Here is a 14,499-nt window from a genome sequence, read left to right as displayed (position 1 = left end):
TCGTTAACACCTGATCTCCGCGGATGGATGACACAGATGGAAACACCAGACCGACCCGGAAGGCCGACCCGGCGCTCCACGCGCCTCACAGCGCTTCGATGATGCCAGCAGCGCCCATGCCGGTACCGATGCACATGGTGACCATGCCGTACTTCTGCTGACGACGGCGCAGGCCATGCACCAGCGTGGCGGCACGGATCGCGCCGGTGGCGCCCAGCGGGTGACCAAGGGCGATTGCGCCACCCAGCGGATTGACTTTGGATGGATCCAGTTCGCTGTCGCGGATCACGGCCAACGCCTGTGCGGCGAAGGCTTCGTTGAGCTCGATCCAGTCGAGTTGATCCTTGGTCAGCCCGGCCTGCTTGAGCGCCTTGGGAATGGCGGCGATCGGTCCAATGCCCATGACTTCCGGGCGCACGCCGGCCACCGAGAAGCTGACAAAACGCGCAAGCGGTGTGAGGCCGTAATCCTTGATCGCCTGCTCGGAGGCCAGCAGCACGGCACCGGCGCCATCGCTCATCTGCGAGGAATTACCGGCGGTGACGCTGCCGCCGAACTGGCCGTTGCGGAACACCGGGCGCAGCTTGGCCAGGCCCTCGAGCGAGCTGTCCGGACGCGGGCCTTCGTCGGTGTCGACCAGGCGCTTGCGCAGCGCGATGACGTTGCCTGCCAGATCGGGCTGGTGCGAATGGATTTCGTACGGAGTGATTTCGTCGCGGAACTCGCCGGCGGCAATTGCGGCGATCGCCTTTTGATGGGAGGCCAGCGCAAAAGCGTCCTGGTCTTCGCGCGACACCTTCCACTCTTCTGCGACCTTCTCGGCAGTGATGCCCATGCCATAGGCAATGGCCACATGGTCGTCGGCGAACACGCTTGGCGACATCGCCACCTTGTTGCCCATCATCGGCACCATCGACATCGACTCGGTACCGCCGGCCAGCATCAGGTCGGCATTGCCCAGCCGGATCTGGTCGGCGGCCATGGCGATGGCCTGGATGCCGGACGAACAGAAGCGGTTGATGGTCTGGCCGGCCACCGAATTGGGCAGGCCCGCCAGCAACACGCCGATGCGCGCCACGTTCATGCCTTGCTCGCCTTCGGGCATGGCGCAGCCGATGATGGCGTCGTCGATGCGCGAGGTATCGATGCCCGGCGCCTGCGCGACCACGGCGCGCAGCACATGCGCCAGCATGTCGTCGGGACGGGTATTGCGGAACACGCCCTTCGGCGCCTTGCCCACCGGCGTACGCGTGGCGGCAACGATGTAGGCTTCTTGAATCTGCTTGCTCATGGCTATCTCCGATAGCCGGGATTCGGGATTTGGGATTCGTCAAAGCGAATCCGCGTGCCCGAATGTTCCTGCCCGGCGGATGAATTTGGTGGAAGCGAGAAAGTTGGAGGGCGGGGACCCGCTGTTGCGAATCCCCAATCCCCAATCCCGATTCTCAGTTCCTGAGTGGCTTACCCGTCTTGAGCATGTGCCCAATCCGCGCCTGGGTCTTTTCCTGCTGGGCCAGTTCGACGAAGTGCTTGCGCTCCAGCTTGAGCAGCCATTCTTCATCGACCAGCGCGCCGCGATCCACTTCGCCACCGCAGACCACCGTGGCGATGCGGCTGGCGATTTCGTAGTCGTATTCGCTGATGAAGCGACCTTCCAGCATGTTGACCAGCAGCATCTTGAAGGTGGCGATGCCGACGTCGCCGGCGACCTGGATGCGGCGTGCCGGCAGCGGGGCGCGGTAGCCGCCCTCGGCCAGTGCGCGTGCTTCGGCCTTGGCGATGTGCAGGCTCTCGTAGCTGTTGAACACCACCTTGTCGGTGGCACGCAGCAGGCCCAGTTCCTTGGCATTGACGGCCGAGTTGGAGACCTTGGCCATTGCCACGGTCTCGAAGGTCTTCTTCAGCTCGGCGAACACGTCGCCGCCCGGACCTGCGGCGATCGACGCACGCACCGCGATTTCCTTCAGGCCACCACCGGCCGGCAGCAGGCCGACGCCGGCTTCGACCAGGCCGATGTAGCTCTCCAGCGAAGCCACGGTCTTGGCGCTATGCATCTGGAATTCGCAGCCGCCGCCCAGCGCCAGGCCACGCACGGCCGAGATCACCGGCACCTGCGCGTACTTGATGCGCTGGCTGGTGGCCTGGAAATTGGCGACCAATGCTTCGAACGCATCGACCTTGCCGGCCTGCAGCAGGCCAAGCGCGCCGGCCAGATCGGCACCGGCGGAGAAGGGCTCCTTCTGCTGCCAGATCACCAGACCGGCGAAGTCTTTCTCGGCGCGGCCAACCACTTCCTGCAGGCCATTGAGCACGTGGTCGGAGACGGTGTTCATCTTGGTCTTGAAACTGACCACGGCGATGTCGTCGCCGTCGTGCCACATGCGCACGCCGTCATTTTCGAACACGGTTTCGCCCGGCGAGAACTGCTCGCCCAGCAACGGATCGGGGAAGCGCTGGCGCTTGTACACCGGCAGCGACGAGCGTGGCAGCTTGGCGTCGCGCGCCGGGCTGTACGAGCCTTCGGCGCCATGCACGCCATCGCGACCGTCGAACACCCAGTTCGGTAGTGGCGCGCTGCTCATGCTCTTGCCGTTGGAGATGTCTTCGGCAATCCACTGCGCCACCTGCTTCCAGCCAGCGGCCTGCCAGGTCTCGAACGGACCCAGCGACCAGCCGTAGCCCCAGCGGATCGCCAGATCCACGTCGCGTGCGGTCTCGGCGATATCGGCCAGGTGGTAGGCGCTGTAGTGGAACAGGTCGCGGAAGCTGGCCCACAGGAACTGCGCCTGCGGGTGCTGGCTTTCGCGCAGCTTGGCGAACTTTTCGGTCGGGTTCTTGATCTTGAGGATCTCGACCACTTCCGGCGCGGCGCTACGATCGGCCGGGCGATAGTCCTGCTTCTCCAGGTCGACCACCACGATGTCCTTGCCGACCTTGCGGAAGATGCCGGCACCGACCTTCTGGCCCAGCGCGCCCTTGCCGATCAGCGCCTCCAGCCACTTGGGTGATTTGAAGTACTGGTGCCACGGGTCGTCGGGCAGGGTGTCGCCCATGGTCTTGATGACGTGCGCCATGGTGTCCAGGCCGACCACATCGGAGGTGCGATAGGTGGCCGACTTCGGGCGACCCACCAGCGGGCCGGTCAGCGCATCGACTTCGTCGAAGCCCAGGCCGAATTCCTGCGTGTGGTGGATGGTGGACAGGATCGAGAACACGCCGATGCGGTTGCCGATGAAGTTCGGGGTGTCCTTCGCATACACCACGCCCTTGCCGAGCGTGGTCACCAGGAAGGCTTCCAGGCCTTCCAGTACCGCCTTGTCGGTGCCCTTGGCCGGGATCAATTCGGCCAGGTGCATGTAGCGCGGCGGATTGAAGAAATGCACGCCGCAAAAGCGGTGACGCAACTGCTCGGGCAGCACGTCGGAGAGCTTGTTGATGCCCAGGCCGGAGGTGTTGGAGGCCAGCACGGCATGATCGGCCACGAACGGGGCGATCTTCTTGTACAGGTCCTGCTTCCAGTCCATGCGCTCGGCGATCGCTTCGATGATCAGATCGCAGTCGCGCAGCTGTTCCAGGCCGCTCTCGTAATTGGCCGGCGTGATCGCCTCGGCCAGCGCCTTGCTGGCGAGCGGGGCGGGGCTCAGCTTGCCGAGATTGGTGATCGCCTTGAGTACGATGCCGTCTGCCGGGCCTTCCTTGGCGGGCAGGTCGAACAACACGGTGTCGACACCGGCATTGGTGAGGTGCGCGGCGATCTGCGCACCCATGACGCCGGCACCGAGCACGGCGGCACGACGGACTAGCAACGGGTTGGACATAGCGATAGGCCTCTTGTGGAACGTTTACGGTGTGGAATGAGCGCGGAACCCGGGTTCCGCGAAACGGATGAGTTCGCGCGCCGCGCGCGCACGATGGTCGGCCTCGCTGACGCCCGCAGGCCGCTTGATGAGCCCGAAATCGGCCATGGCATAGGTCAGTGCGCCGGCCAGGAAGTCCAGCCGCCAATACAGCTCTTCCTTGCTCAGGCCCGGCACGCAGCCGGCGATGGCCTTGCCGAATTCGCGCAGCACATGTCCGTAGTGGTCGGACAGGAACTTGCGCAGGTTGTCGTTCTTTTCCGCGTAAGCGCGCGCAATCACGCGTACGAACGCGCCGCCGTTCTGGCGGTCCTGCGCCATGGCCAACGCCGGCTCGACGAAGGCAGCGAGCACGGCCGTGAGCTCGCCGGGCTGGGACTTCTTCGCCGTTTCCAGCTGCTGCAGGCGCGCGGCGGTCATCTCGTCCATGCGCCGGCGGAACACCTCGTTGACCAGGTTTTCCTTGGAGCCGAAGTGATAGTTGACCGCGGCGATATTGACGTCGGCCTGCGTGGTGAGCTGGCGCAGCGACGTGCCGGCGAACCCGTGCTGGGCGAACAGCTCCTCGGCCGCACCGAGAATGCGGTCCTTGGTGGAGAAGTGGGCGGGCTTGGGCATGCGTGAAGACAGGACTCAATCAAACGATTGTTTGAGTCTACGGGCTCGCCTGCGGGCAGGTCATGTCGCAACGCAGCACGATTCAGGGGGCGGTGTGCAAACGTAGCGTTGACGAGATAGAATTGACCATCGCAAAGAAGCCTAAGCCCGCGTTTTGTCGCGGGTTTTTTTCATGATAACCTCGGGCCTTCAGTGGCCCGCCCAACGGAGAACTTCCCATGGCGCTGGAGCGCACCCTGTCCATCATCAAGCCCGACGCCGTTGCCAAGAACGTCATCGGCGAAATCTACAGCCGCTTCGAAAAGGCTGGCCTGAAGGTCGTGGCCGCCAAGTACAAGCAGCTGTCGCGCCGTGAAGCCGAAGGCTTTTACGCTGTTCACCGCGAGCGTCCGTTCTTCAACGCGCTGGTCGAGTTCATGATCTCCGGCCCGGTGATGATCCAGGCGCTGGAAGGCGAGAACGCCGTTGCCGCACACCGTGACCTGCTGGGCGCGACCAATCCCAAGGACGCTGCGCCGGGCACCATCCGCGCCGACTTCGCCGATTCGATCGATGCCAATGCCGCCCACGGCTCGGATTCGGTCGAGAACGCTGCCAACGAAGTCGCGTATTTCTTTGCTGCCACCGAAGTGGTCTCGCGCTGAGGCCGAGTGAGTCGAATTGTGAATGAGGTCGTGATCCCTTCCGTGCTGCAGGACGGCTCCGTCCGTCCCCCGGAGTCGCGCAAGCAGAACCTGCTTGATCTCGATCGCGAGGGTCTGGAGCGCTTCTTCGCCGACACGCTCGGCGAGGCGCGTTACCGTGCCCATCAGGTGATGAAGTGGATCCACCATCGCTACGTCACCGATTTCGACCAGATGACGGACCTCTGCAAGGCGCTGCGTGCGAAGTTGCACCAGCATGCCGAGGTCCTCGTCCCGAACGTGGTGTTCGACAAGCCTTCGGCCGATGGCACCCACAAATGGCTGTTGGCCATGGGCGCCGACGGCAAGAACGCCATCGAAACCGTGTATATCCCCGACAAGGGCCGCGGCACGCTGTGCGTGTCCTCCCAGGTCGGCTGCGGCTTGAACTGCACCTTTTGTTCGACCGCGACCCAGGGCTTCAACCGCAACCTCACCACCGCCGAGATCATCGGCCAGGTGTGGGTGGCGGCGCGCCATCTGGGCAATGTGCCGCACCAGCAGCGCCGTCTCACCAATGTGGTGATGATGGGCATGGGCGAGCCGCTGATGAATTTCGATAACGTCGTGCGCGCGATGAGCGTGATGCGCGACGATCTTGGCTACGGGCTGGCCAGCAAGCGGGTCACGCTGTCGACCTCCGGCCTGGTGCCGATGATCGACCGGCTCTCCACCGAAAGCGACGTGTCGCTGGCGGTCTCGCTGCATGCCGCGAACGACACGCTGCGCGAGAGCCTGGTGCCGTTGAACAAGAAATACCCGATTGCCGAGCTGATGGAGTCGTGCGCGCGCTACCTGCGCGGCAGCAAGAAGCGCGATTCGGTGACCTTCGAATACACCTTGATGAAAGGCATCAACGACCAGCCGGAGCATGCGCGCCAGTTGGCCAGGTTGATGCGGCAGTTCGACAACGCGGTGCAGTCCAAGGACGCCGGCAAGGTCAATCTGATTCCGTTCAATCCATTTCCTGGAACGCGCTATGAGCGCTCGGGCGAGACCGAGATTCGCGCGTTCCAGAAGATCCTGCTCGATGCGCAGGTGTTGACGATGGTTCGCCGCACCCGTGGCGACGACATCGACGCCGCATGCGGGCAGCTCAAGGGGCAGGTCATGGACCGTACCCGTCGCCAGGCGGAGTTCCGCCGCACATTGGAAGGGCAGGCCGATCGAGATGCGGCAGCGTGAACTCGCGTTAATGGCGGCCGTGGCGATCGCGCTGAGCGCGGTTGGCTGCGGTGGTCGCAATGCCAAGGCCGGCTCGGCCAAGAGTGTGGAGGAAGTCGCGCCGGTGTACTCGTTCCGCGACGACAAAGCCACCAAGAATCGCTTGGCTGTCCAGGAAAAATTAGGCCTGGCACGCAATCGGCTGCAGACCGGCGATTACGCCAGTGCCGAAGAGCAAGTGCGCGCCGCCTTGAAAAAAGACGCGCAGTCGGTGGATGCCATCGGCCTGCTGGCGCTGATTCAGGGCGCCAGGGGCGATACGGCGGCGGCCGGGGCGTCGTACCGGCAGGCCGCAGAACTCGCACCGCAACGCGGCGACGTGCTGAATAACTATGGCGCCTGGTTGTGCGCGAATGGCTCGCCCGCCGAAGCGTTGACATGGTTCGATCGTGCGCTGGCCGACCGGACGTATGCCTCGCCTGCGTCTGCCTTGGGCAATGCCGGCGGTTGCGCGCTCAAGGCAGGACAGCCTGAGCGAGCAGCGGGCGATCTGCGCAAAGCGCTCGATCTCGACCCGAATAATCCGTATGCGCTCGAATCGATGGCACGTCTGGAAGCCGGGCGCCGCAATTATTTCGAAGCCCGCGCTTTTATCGAACGCCGCCTTGCGGCTGCACCGGCAACTGCTTCCGTGTTACAACTCGCCATTCAGATTGAGCAAGGGCTAGGCGACAAGGTAGCTGCCGGCCGTTACCAACAGCGGTTGGTCAAGGAATTCCCTGACGCAGCGACCGCTACTCCCGGGGCCAATGCATTGTGATCAGTGATTCCAATCCGAACCTTTTCGAGCAGGAAAAGGGCTGCGGACAGCATTTGCGCGAAGCGCGCGAGGCAGCAGGTCTGAGCGTGGACGAGGTGGCCGGCAAGCTGCGCATGCCGGCCCATGTGGTGCACGCGTTGGAGCAGGAGGACTGGCAGCGGCTGGGCGCGCCGGTGTTCGTACGCGGGCAGCTGCGCAGCTATGCGCGCTTGTTGCAGGTCGATCTGGAGCCGCTGTTGCAGCAGGCCACCATTGCGCCGATCGAGCCGGTCAAGCTGGTCAGTCACACGCATACGCCGCGTGCGCGGCGCATTCTCGAAAGCACCGCGCGCAAGGCCATGTACGTGGTCATCACCGGCGTGTTTGCGGTGCCGGTCTGGTACGCAACGCGCTCGCATCTGGATGGCAAGGCGCCTAGCACGGTGTCCTTGGACAGCATGCCGGAGGCTGCAAAGTCCGCTGCGCCAGGTACTCCGGCAACGCAGCCGGCCGCCGCGCCGCGCGAGCAGCCGGCGCCGTATATCGCGTCGATGACCCCGGTGCCGCGTGCGACCGCCGACGCCAAGGCGCCTGCGGCGGCAGCTGCTGCCGGCGGCAGTTTGTCGCTGAGTTTCAGCGGCGACAGCTGGGTGCAGATTCTGGCACCGGATGGCAGTGCGGTGGAAAAAGCCCTGATACGTGCCGGTGAACAACGCACGTATTCGCCCGGTCAGGTGGGGCGCATCGTGCTCGGTAATGCCTCGGCGGTACAGGTTCAGCAAGGCGGCAGTATCGTCGACGTGAAACCGTTCCAGCGCGCTAACGTGGCCCGTTTTGCGGTATCCTCCGACGGCTCCGTGGTACCTGCTTCCGAGTGAAGCGGACTGCGGTTTTTCATTTATCCCTTTTGATGTTCCGTGCCTCCGGGATGACGGAGCGAGAGTACGCATGGCGATCGACGATCTGCTGGACGAACACGAACAAGGCGAACGCGTTCGTTCCTGGTTGAGAAAGAATGGCGCAGGTCTGGTGGGCGGTGTCCTGCTTGGTCTGGCGCTGATCCTGGGCTGGCAGTGGTGGCAGACGCGCACCAATACCGCATTGGTCGAGGCCAATGGCCGCTACGAGGCGGTGGTGAAGTCGATTCAGGCCAAGGACCTGGACAAGGCCGCCAAGGACATCGTGGCACTGGACGACGGCAAGGGCGGTATTTATGCCGAGCTGGCGGCGCTGCGGCTGGCCAAGGCCCAGGTCGATGCTGGCAAGAACGCCGAAGCGATCAAGATCTTGCGCGACGTGCCCGCCGAAGGCGAGCTCAAGCAGATCGTGCAGCAGCGCCTGGCGCGCGTGCTGACAGAAAGCGGCAAGCCCGACGAAGCGATCAAGCTGCTGGCCGACGCGCAGGACCACGCCAGCCTGGAGATTCGCGCCGACGCATTGGTCGCGCAGGGCAAGCCGGATGAGGCGCGTGCGCTGTACACCCGCGCCCTGACCACGGTGGATGTGGCTTCGCCGCAGCGCCGGTTGCTGGAAACCAAGCTGATGGATGTGGGCGGCAAGGTGCGCGATCCGGCGGAGCAGATTTGATGAAGCAGGTTGATATGTATAAGCGCGTTGCGTTGATTGCCGTGATGGGTCTGTCGCTGGCTGGCTGCAGCACCGTGAAGGGCTGGTTCGCCGGGAAGGACGCTGCTGCCAAGAAGGCGCAGGAACCTGCCGAGCTGGTGAAGTTCGAGCCGTCGGTCAAGGTCGAGAAGATCTGGTCTGCCGGTGTGGGCAAGGGTGAAGGGCATATCGGTGTCCGTCAGCGCCCGGCCGTGGCCGATGGCAAGGTGTATGCAGCGGCGATCACCGGTGGCGTGGAGGCACTCGATCTGCAGACCGGCAAGCGGGTCTGGGAATACAAGCCCAAGAAAGAAGAGCGTAACGACCGTAAGTTCAAGCAGCGCCTGTCCGGTGGTCCCGGTGTGGGCGAGGGCCTGGTGGTGATCGGTAGCCTGTCCGGCGATGTGATCGCCTTGAACCAGGCCGACGGCACTGAAAAATGGCGGGCCAAGGTGCCGAACGAAGTGATTGCTGCGCCGGCCATTGCACAGAACCTGGTGCTGGTGCGTAGCAACGACGGTCGCGTGACTGCGTTTGATGCGGCAACCGGCGAGCGTCGCTGGTTCCATGCCGAAGAAGGCCCGACCTTGTCCGTCCGTGGCAATGCGCCGATCGTGACCGGCCCGGGCGTGGTGTTCGTCGGTAACGACAGCGGCACCTTGAGTGCGCTGGCGCTGCAGGACGGTCGCCCGTTGTGGGAGCAGGCCATCGGCGTGCCGGAAGGCCGTACCGAGCTGGAGCGTATGTCCGATGTGGATGGTGCGCCGGTGCTGGATGGCACCACGCTGTACGCGACCAGCTTCAAGAACGAAACCCTCGCGCTGGAAGGCCCGAGCGGCCGTCCGCTGTGGACGCGCGATCACGGCGGCGCCGGTGGCGTCGGTGTGTCGTCGGCCGTCGTGGTGGTGTCCGACAATGCTGGATCGGTGTGGGGGCTGGACAAGAGCAGCGGTGCGGCGATGTGGTCGCAGGCTGCGTTGGCACGCCGTTCGCTGACCGGTGTGGCCATCCAGGGCGATTACGCCGTGGTTGGCGACTACAAGGGCTATCTGCACTGGCTGAAACTCAGCGACGGCGCACTGGCTGCGCGCGCACGTGCCGGACGCGATACGCTGCTGGCGCAGCCGCAGGTGGTCGACGGCATTTTGCTGGTACAAAACACCGACGGCGATCTCACCGCCTTCCGGTTGGCACAATAAGGACCTTGCGATGCTGCCCCTGGTCGCCCTGGTTGGACGGCCCAATGTCGGCAAGTCCACCATCTTCAATGCGCTGACGCGCACCCGTGACGCGCTGGTCCACGACCAGCCTGGCGTCACCCGCGACCGTAACTACGGGGTCTGCCGTCTCGACGAGCAGCAGCCCTTCATCGTCGTCGATACCGGTGGTATCGCCGGCGACGAGGAAGGTCTTGCTGGAGCCACGGCCCGCCAGGCACGGGCCGCCGCCGGCGAAGCCGATCTGGTGCTGTTCGTGGTCGATGGCCGCGAAGGCGCGTCCTCGCTCGATGACGAGATTCTGGCCTGGTTGCGCAAATTGGCGCGGCCGACCGTGCTGGTGATCAACAAGATCGACGGCACCGACGAAGAAACCGTGCGCTCGGAATTCGCGCGCTACGGCTTCTCCGACGTGGTGGCGTTGTCTGCGGCGCATCGGCAGGGCATCGACGAATTGCTTGACGAGGTGGGGGCGCGGCTGCCCGAGGAAGGTGCCGGCGAGCTGCTGGACAACGACCCGGCACGCGTGCGGATCGCCTTCGTGGGCCGGCCGAATGTCGGCAAATCGACGCTGGTCAATCGCCTGCTGGGCGAAGAACGCATGATCGCCTCGGAAGTGCCGGGCACCACGCGCGATTCGATCGCGGTGGACCTGGAGCGCGATGGCCGTCAGTACCGCCTGATCGATACCGCCGGCCTGCGCCGGCGCGGCAAGGTGGAAGAGGCGGTCGAGAAGTTCAGCGCGTTCAAGACGCTGCAGGCGATCGAGCAATGCCAGGTGGCGGTGCTAATGCTGGACGCTACCGAAGGCGTGACCGACCAGGATGCGACGATTCTCGGCGCGATCCTGGATGCCGGCCGTGCGCTGGTGGTGGCGATCAACAAGTGGGACGGGCAAAGCGATTACCAGCGTGCGCAGGCCGAAGACCTGCTGTCGCGCAAGCTGGGCTTCGTCAATTGGGCAGAGGCGGTGCGGATTTCTGCATTGCACGGCTCGGGCATGCGCGAGCTGTTCCAGGCCATCCATCGTGCGCACGCCTCGGCGACGCACGAATTCAGCACCAGCGAAGTGAACCAGGCACTGGAAATCGCTTACGAGACCAACCCGCCGCCGAGCATTCGCGGGCATGTCTCCAAGCTGCGGTATGTGCACCCGGGCGGTGCGAATCCGCCGACCTTCATCGTGCATGGCACGCGCCTGAAGGTGTTGCCGGAGTCGTACAAGCGCTATCTGGAAAACTTCTTCCGCAAGCGTTTCAAGCTGGTTGGTACGCCGGTGCGTTTCATCTTTCGCGAGGGCGTCAACCCGTACGAGGGCAAGAAGAATCCGCTCTCCGATCGCCAGGTGGCCCGCAAGCGGCGCCTGATGCGGCATGTCAAAGGGAAGTAAGGGCCCCAGGCTGCCTGAGCCGTGATGTTCAGGCGGTTCGGCAGGCGCGCAGATCGGTCAGGCTGCGCGTTCGCCGCGTGCAGGCAGGGTTCTAAACGTTCCGCGCCTCCTCCCGATCGCTCGATCGATACGTGAGGCAGTTCCTGCCGCGTGCAGCTTTTCGGTCTTTGGCGCGGGTGGCGGCGCGTGCCGGTGCAATCGAAGTCGCTCGCAGCGCGGCGCGTCGTTAAAGCCCATCTCCTTTGGCCGACGCGTGGCGCGGCCCCCCTTCGCGTTGGCGATGCGCTGGTATCCTGCGCGGCATGACCGATTATCCTTCCCGCATTCCGTACGCGCAGGCGCTGCAGATTCTGCGCAGTGTCGCGGCCAGCAACCGTTCGCCTGATGAAAACATCGCCACCTCGCGCGCCGATGGGCGGATCTCTGCCGGCGACCTGATCGCACCGCTGGCGCTGCCGCCGTTTGCCAATAGCGCGATGGATGGCTTTGCGCTGCGGCACGCCGATGTTGCTGGCGGCGATGCGTCGCTGCAGCTGGTTGGCGAACAGTTTGCCGGCGAGCGCTGGGCCGGCACACTGGGCGCCGGGCAATGCCTGCGTATCACCACGGGCGCGCCACTGCCCGATGGCGCCGATACCGTGATTCCCAAGGAAGATGCCGACGAACGCGATGGCATGGTGCGGTTTCAGACCGCGCCTGCATCGGGCGCAGCCGTACGCCTGGCCGGCAGCGACGTGCGTGCCGGCGACCTGGTGATCCAGGCCGGGCAGGTGTTGACGCCTGCACGTATCGGCCTGGCCGCTGCGCTGGGCGTGTCGCGGCTTGCGGTCGCGCCGCGCCCGACCATTGCGGTGCTGGCCACCGGCGATGAGCTGATCGAGCCGGGCATGCCGCTCGGCCCGGGTCAGATCTACAACAGCAACCGCGACATGCTGATGGCGCAGCTGCGTGCACTGGGCTATGCGCCGACCGCGTGGCCGACCTTGCCGGACGACCCGCAACGCATTCGCACCATGCTGGAAGATGCGGCCGCAGCGTTCGATGTGGTCATCACCTGCGGCGGCGTTTCTGCTGGCGAAAAGGATTATCTGCCGCGTCTGATCGGCGAATTGGGGCGCATCCATTTCTGGCGTGTGCGAATGCGCCCGGGCATGCCGGCGGTGTTGGGGCAGATTGGCCGCTGCCTGGTGCTGGGCTTGCCGGGCAACCCGGTCTCTGTGCTGGCAACGCTGATCGCCTACGGCGTGCCGTTGCTGGATGGATTGCAGGGACGCAGCGAGCCGCGCCCGGTCTGGCATGCGGCGTTGGCAAGCCCATGGGACAAGCGCCACGAACGGCTGGAATTCCTGCGTGGGCGATTGGAATGCGGCGAAGATGGGCGGCTGACCGCGCTGCCGCACCGCGGCGATGCATCGCATCTACTGCGTGGCGCGGCCGACAGCAACGCATTGATCGTGCTGCCCGAGCAGGCGCGGCGCTTTGAGGCTGGCGAGATCGTGCGGGTGATTCCTTACGCGTTGTGAGTGTTTGCTCGATCGTTGGTGCCCGGCAGAATGATGCGCGCCCTGTTGGAGTGTTTACGTCATGCGCAGCGCATGCGACGTGCGTGTCGCGGCGTTTCAACATGTAGGGCGATCGTCAAACTGCTCAAGCGTCTTGGGCGTGGCCTGGAAGCGAACGCCTCGACAATGGGAGCCAATCGCTCGATAGCCGCTCTCCCGGTGGGAGAGTGGTGAGGTGGGGCGCAAGACAGCCATCCACGCAAACGTCGCCGAAATGTTTGACGTACCGATATACCTCGCATTGCATCGGCGGCAAGCCAATCAGTCAGCGACCGACACCGCACGCCGCTGTGGGCTCGCTCAACCAACCGCACTACCGCAGAACGCCGCGTAATCTGCATAACCGCGAAATGCCGCGCCAGGCGCGCACACCGGGCAGTGCGGGTCCGGCGACAAGCGGATGTCGCGAAAGCGCATCGCCAATGCATCGAAACTGAGCAGGCGGCCAGTGAGGCCGTCACCAATGCCGAGCAGCAACTTGATCGCTTCGGTGGCTTGCAAGAGTCCGATCACTCCGGGCAGTACGCCGAGCACACCAGCCTCGGCACAACTGGGCGCGAATTCCGGCGGCGGTGGTTCGGGAAACAGGCAGCGGTAGCAGGGCGCATGACCGCGGTGGCGGCCGGCATCGAACACGCTGACCTGTCCTTCGAACTGCTGCACGGCGCCGTAAACCAGTGGTTTACCGAATTTGACGCACGCATCGTTGAGCAAATACCGCGCAGGAAAATTATCTGCGCCATCCACCACCACATCCACATCCTGCAGCAGCGCTTCGACATTGTCGGCCGTCACGCGGGTTCGCACCGCCTCGATGTCCACGCGCGGGTTGAGCGCGGCAATGCGCTGCGCGGCGGAGTCGACCTTTGCAGTGCCGACGCTGTCTTCGGTGTGCAGAATCTGGCGTTGCAGGTTGCTGCGGTCCACCACGTCGTCGTCGGCAATGCGCAGATGCCCCACACCGGCTGCGGCGAGGTAGAACGCGGCCGGCGAGCCTAGTCCGCCTGCGCCGATCAGCAACACCCGCGCGCGCGCCAGGCGCCGCTGACCTTCCAGGCCGACCTGGGACAGACGCAGATGGCGTGAATAACGCTCAAGAAAATCCTGCTCGTCCGCCGGCAACGTCGGGCGTACCAACGGCAGGCCGGCGCTGGCCCATGCGCTGGTGCCACCGGCCACCGACGCCACGTGCGCATAGCCGTGCGCGCGCAAGATGGCGGCCGTGTGTGCCGAGCGTTTGCCGCTCTGGCAGATCAACACGATTGCGCGGGTTTGCTCCGGCAGATGGGCTGCAGGCTCGGTTTCCAGGGAGTTCTGTGCGATCGCCAACGCGCCTTCGGCCTGGCCGCTGGCACGCTCATGCAGTTGCCGGATGTCGACCAGCAGGGCGCCTTGCAGGGCGCGGGCACGGGCGTCGGCGGGAGAGATGTCGTGGCTACTCATGCGGCCATTGTCGCGCAAACGCAGCAGCTGCGATGTGCAGTCTTGCCCATGACACGCACGCACCTCGCCGTTGATGAAAGGCGCGTCATGATTGCGGTGCGATGGCGGACGCGATCACGCTGCACTGCGAGCGGCACCGCTGTAATTCGGCCTTGTTCAAC

Annotated in this window: 12 protein-coding genes; 8 read left to right on the top strand and 4 right to left on the bottom strand. The window is 64.7% G+C overall.

From position 1 onward, the window contains the following. Positions 1–85 precede the first annotated feature (85 nt). The 3 genes from LN450_RS08995 to LN450_RS08985 all read right to left on the bottom strand — a co-directional run bounded on the left by LN450_RS08995 (position 86) and on the right by LN450_RS08985 (position 4,475). Positions 86–1,291 (bottom strand): acetyl-CoA C-acyltransferase, encoded by a 1,206-nt coding sequence (locus tag LN450_RS08995; protein WP_011347309.1) that lies wholly within the window; start codon positions 1,289–1,291, stop codon positions 86–88. 154 nt (positions 1,292–1,445) lie between these two features. After that, positions 1,446–3,818 (bottom strand): 3-hydroxyacyl-CoA dehydrogenase/enoyl-CoA hydratase family protein, encoded by a 2,373-nt coding sequence (locus LN450_RS08990; protein WP_011347310.1) that lies wholly within the window; start codon positions 3,816–3,818, stop codon positions 1,446–1,448. A gap of 24 nt (positions 3,819–3,842) precedes the next feature. Next, on the bottom strand, positions 3,843–4,475 hold the full coding sequence (locus tag LN450_RS08985; RefSeq protein WP_003482890.1) for a TetR/AcrR family transcriptional regulator: 633 nt from the start codon (positions 4,473–4,475) through the stop codon (positions 3,843–3,845). Between the two features lie 218 nt (positions 4,476–4,693). Here LN450_RS08985 and ndk point away from each other — a divergent pair, with 218 nt between their 5' ends. From ndk to LN450_RS08945, 8 genes are all read left to right on the top strand, one after another. Further along, positions 4,694–5,119, top strand: coding sequence for a nucleoside-diphosphate kinase (gene ndk / locus LN450_RS08980; protein ID WP_002812972.1), 426 nt, complete (start codon positions 4,694–4,696; stop codon positions 5,117–5,119). Between the two features lie 18 nt (positions 5,120–5,137). Continuing rightward, positions 5,138–6,343: a dual-specificity RNA methyltransferase RlmN gene (gene rlmN, locus LN450_RS08975; protein ID WP_039417727.1), complete on the top strand. Its 1,206-nt coding sequence runs from the start codon at positions 5,138–5,140 to the stop codon at positions 6,341–6,343. 10 nt (positions 6,344–6,353) lie between these two features. Further along, positions 6,354–7,142, top strand: coding sequence for a type IV pilus biogenesis/stability protein PilW (pilW, locus tag LN450_RS08970; RefSeq protein WP_011347312.1), 789 nt, complete (start codon positions 6,354–6,356; stop codon positions 7,140–7,142). Beyond that, entirely contained in the window at positions 7,139–7,999 is an 861-nt protein-coding gene (locus LN450_RS08965; RefSeq protein ID WP_011347313.1) for a RodZ domain-containing protein, read from the top strand. Before pilW ends, LN450_RS08965 begins: the two co-directional genes overlap by 4 nt. Positions 8,000–8,069: 70 nt before the next feature. Next, the gene (locus LN450_RS08960; protein WP_011347314.1) at positions 8,070–8,708 is read left to right on the top strand and encodes a YfgM family protein; all 639 of its coding nucleotides are present in this window, start codon (positions 8,070–8,072) and stop codon (positions 8,706–8,708) included. Continuing rightward, positions 8,708–9,925 (top strand): outer membrane protein assembly factor BamB, encoded by a 1,218-nt coding sequence (bamB, locus tag LN450_RS08955; RefSeq protein WP_008575359.1) that lies wholly within the window; start codon positions 8,708–8,710, stop codon positions 9,923–9,925. The genes LN450_RS08960 and bamB overlap by 1 nt, the downstream gene beginning before the upstream one ends. Before the next feature lie 10 nt (positions 9,926–9,935). After that, positions 9,936–11,333: a ribosome biogenesis GTPase Der gene (gene der / locus LN450_RS08950; protein ID WP_011347315.1), complete on the top strand. Its 1,398-nt coding sequence runs from the start codon at positions 9,936–9,938 to the stop codon at positions 11,331–11,333. A gap of 302 nt (positions 11,334–11,635) precedes the next feature. Continuing rightward, positions 11,636–12,856 (top strand): molybdopterin molybdotransferase MoeA, encoded by a 1,221-nt coding sequence (locus LN450_RS08945; RefSeq protein ID WP_011347316.1) that lies wholly within the window; start codon positions 11,636–11,638, stop codon positions 12,854–12,856. A 339-nt stretch (positions 12,857–13,195) separates the two neighbouring features. Here LN450_RS08945 and moeB read toward each other — a convergent pair whose 3' ends face one another. After that, positions 13,196–14,401: a molybdopterin-synthase adenylyltransferase MoeB gene (moeB, locus tag LN450_RS08940; protein ID WP_011347317.1), complete on the bottom strand. Its 1,206-nt coding sequence runs from the start codon at positions 14,399–14,401 to the stop codon at positions 13,196–13,198. Positions 14,402–14,499 lie beyond the last annotated feature (98 nt).

Origin of the sequence: Xanthomonas euvesicatoria pv. euvesicatoria, assembly GCF_020880415.1 — a bacterium.
GTDB lineage: Bacteria > Pseudomonadota > Gammaproteobacteria > Xanthomonadales > Xanthomonadaceae > Xanthomonas > Xanthomonas euvesicatoria.
The sequence above is the reverse complement of the archived record's forward strand: the minus strand, read 5'-3'. Positions and strand labels throughout refer to the sequence as shown.

Bases quoted from the DNA above. Each gene is read 5' to 3' on its own strand.
- LN450_RS08985 (WP_003482890.1), bottom strand. From the start codon at position 4,475: ATGCCCAAGCCCGCCCACTTCTCCACCAAGGACCGCATTCTCGGTGCG.
- bamB (WP_008575359.1), top strand. From the start codon at position 8,708: ATGAAGCAGGTTGATATGTATAAGCGCGTTGCGTTGATTGCCGTGATG.
- LN450_RS08995 (WP_011347309.1), bottom strand. From the start codon at position 1,291: ATGAGCAAGCAGATTCAAGAAGCCTACATCGTTGCCGCCACGCGTACG.
- pilW (WP_011347312.1), top strand. From the start codon at position 6,354: ATGGCGGCCGTGGCGATCGCGCTGAGCGCGGTTGGCTGCGGTGGTCGC.
- LN450_RS08945 (WP_011347316.1), top strand. From the start codon at position 11,636: ATGACCGATTATCCTTCCCGCATTCCGTACGCGCAGGCGCTGCAGATT.
- ndk (WP_002812972.1), top strand. From the start codon at position 4,694: ATGGCGCTGGAGCGCACCCTGTCCATCATCAAGCCCGACGCCGTTGCC.
- LN450_RS08990 (WP_011347310.1), bottom strand. From the start codon at position 3,818: ATGTCCAACCCGTTGCTAGTCCGTCGTGCCGCCGTGCTCGGTGCCGGC.
- LN450_RS08960 (WP_011347314.1), top strand. From the start codon at position 8,070: ATGGCGATCGACGATCTGCTGGACGAACACGAACAAGGCGAACGCGTT.
- der (WP_011347315.1), top strand. From the start codon at position 9,936: ATGCTGCCCCTGGTCGCCCTGGTTGGACGGCCCAATGTCGGCAAGTCC.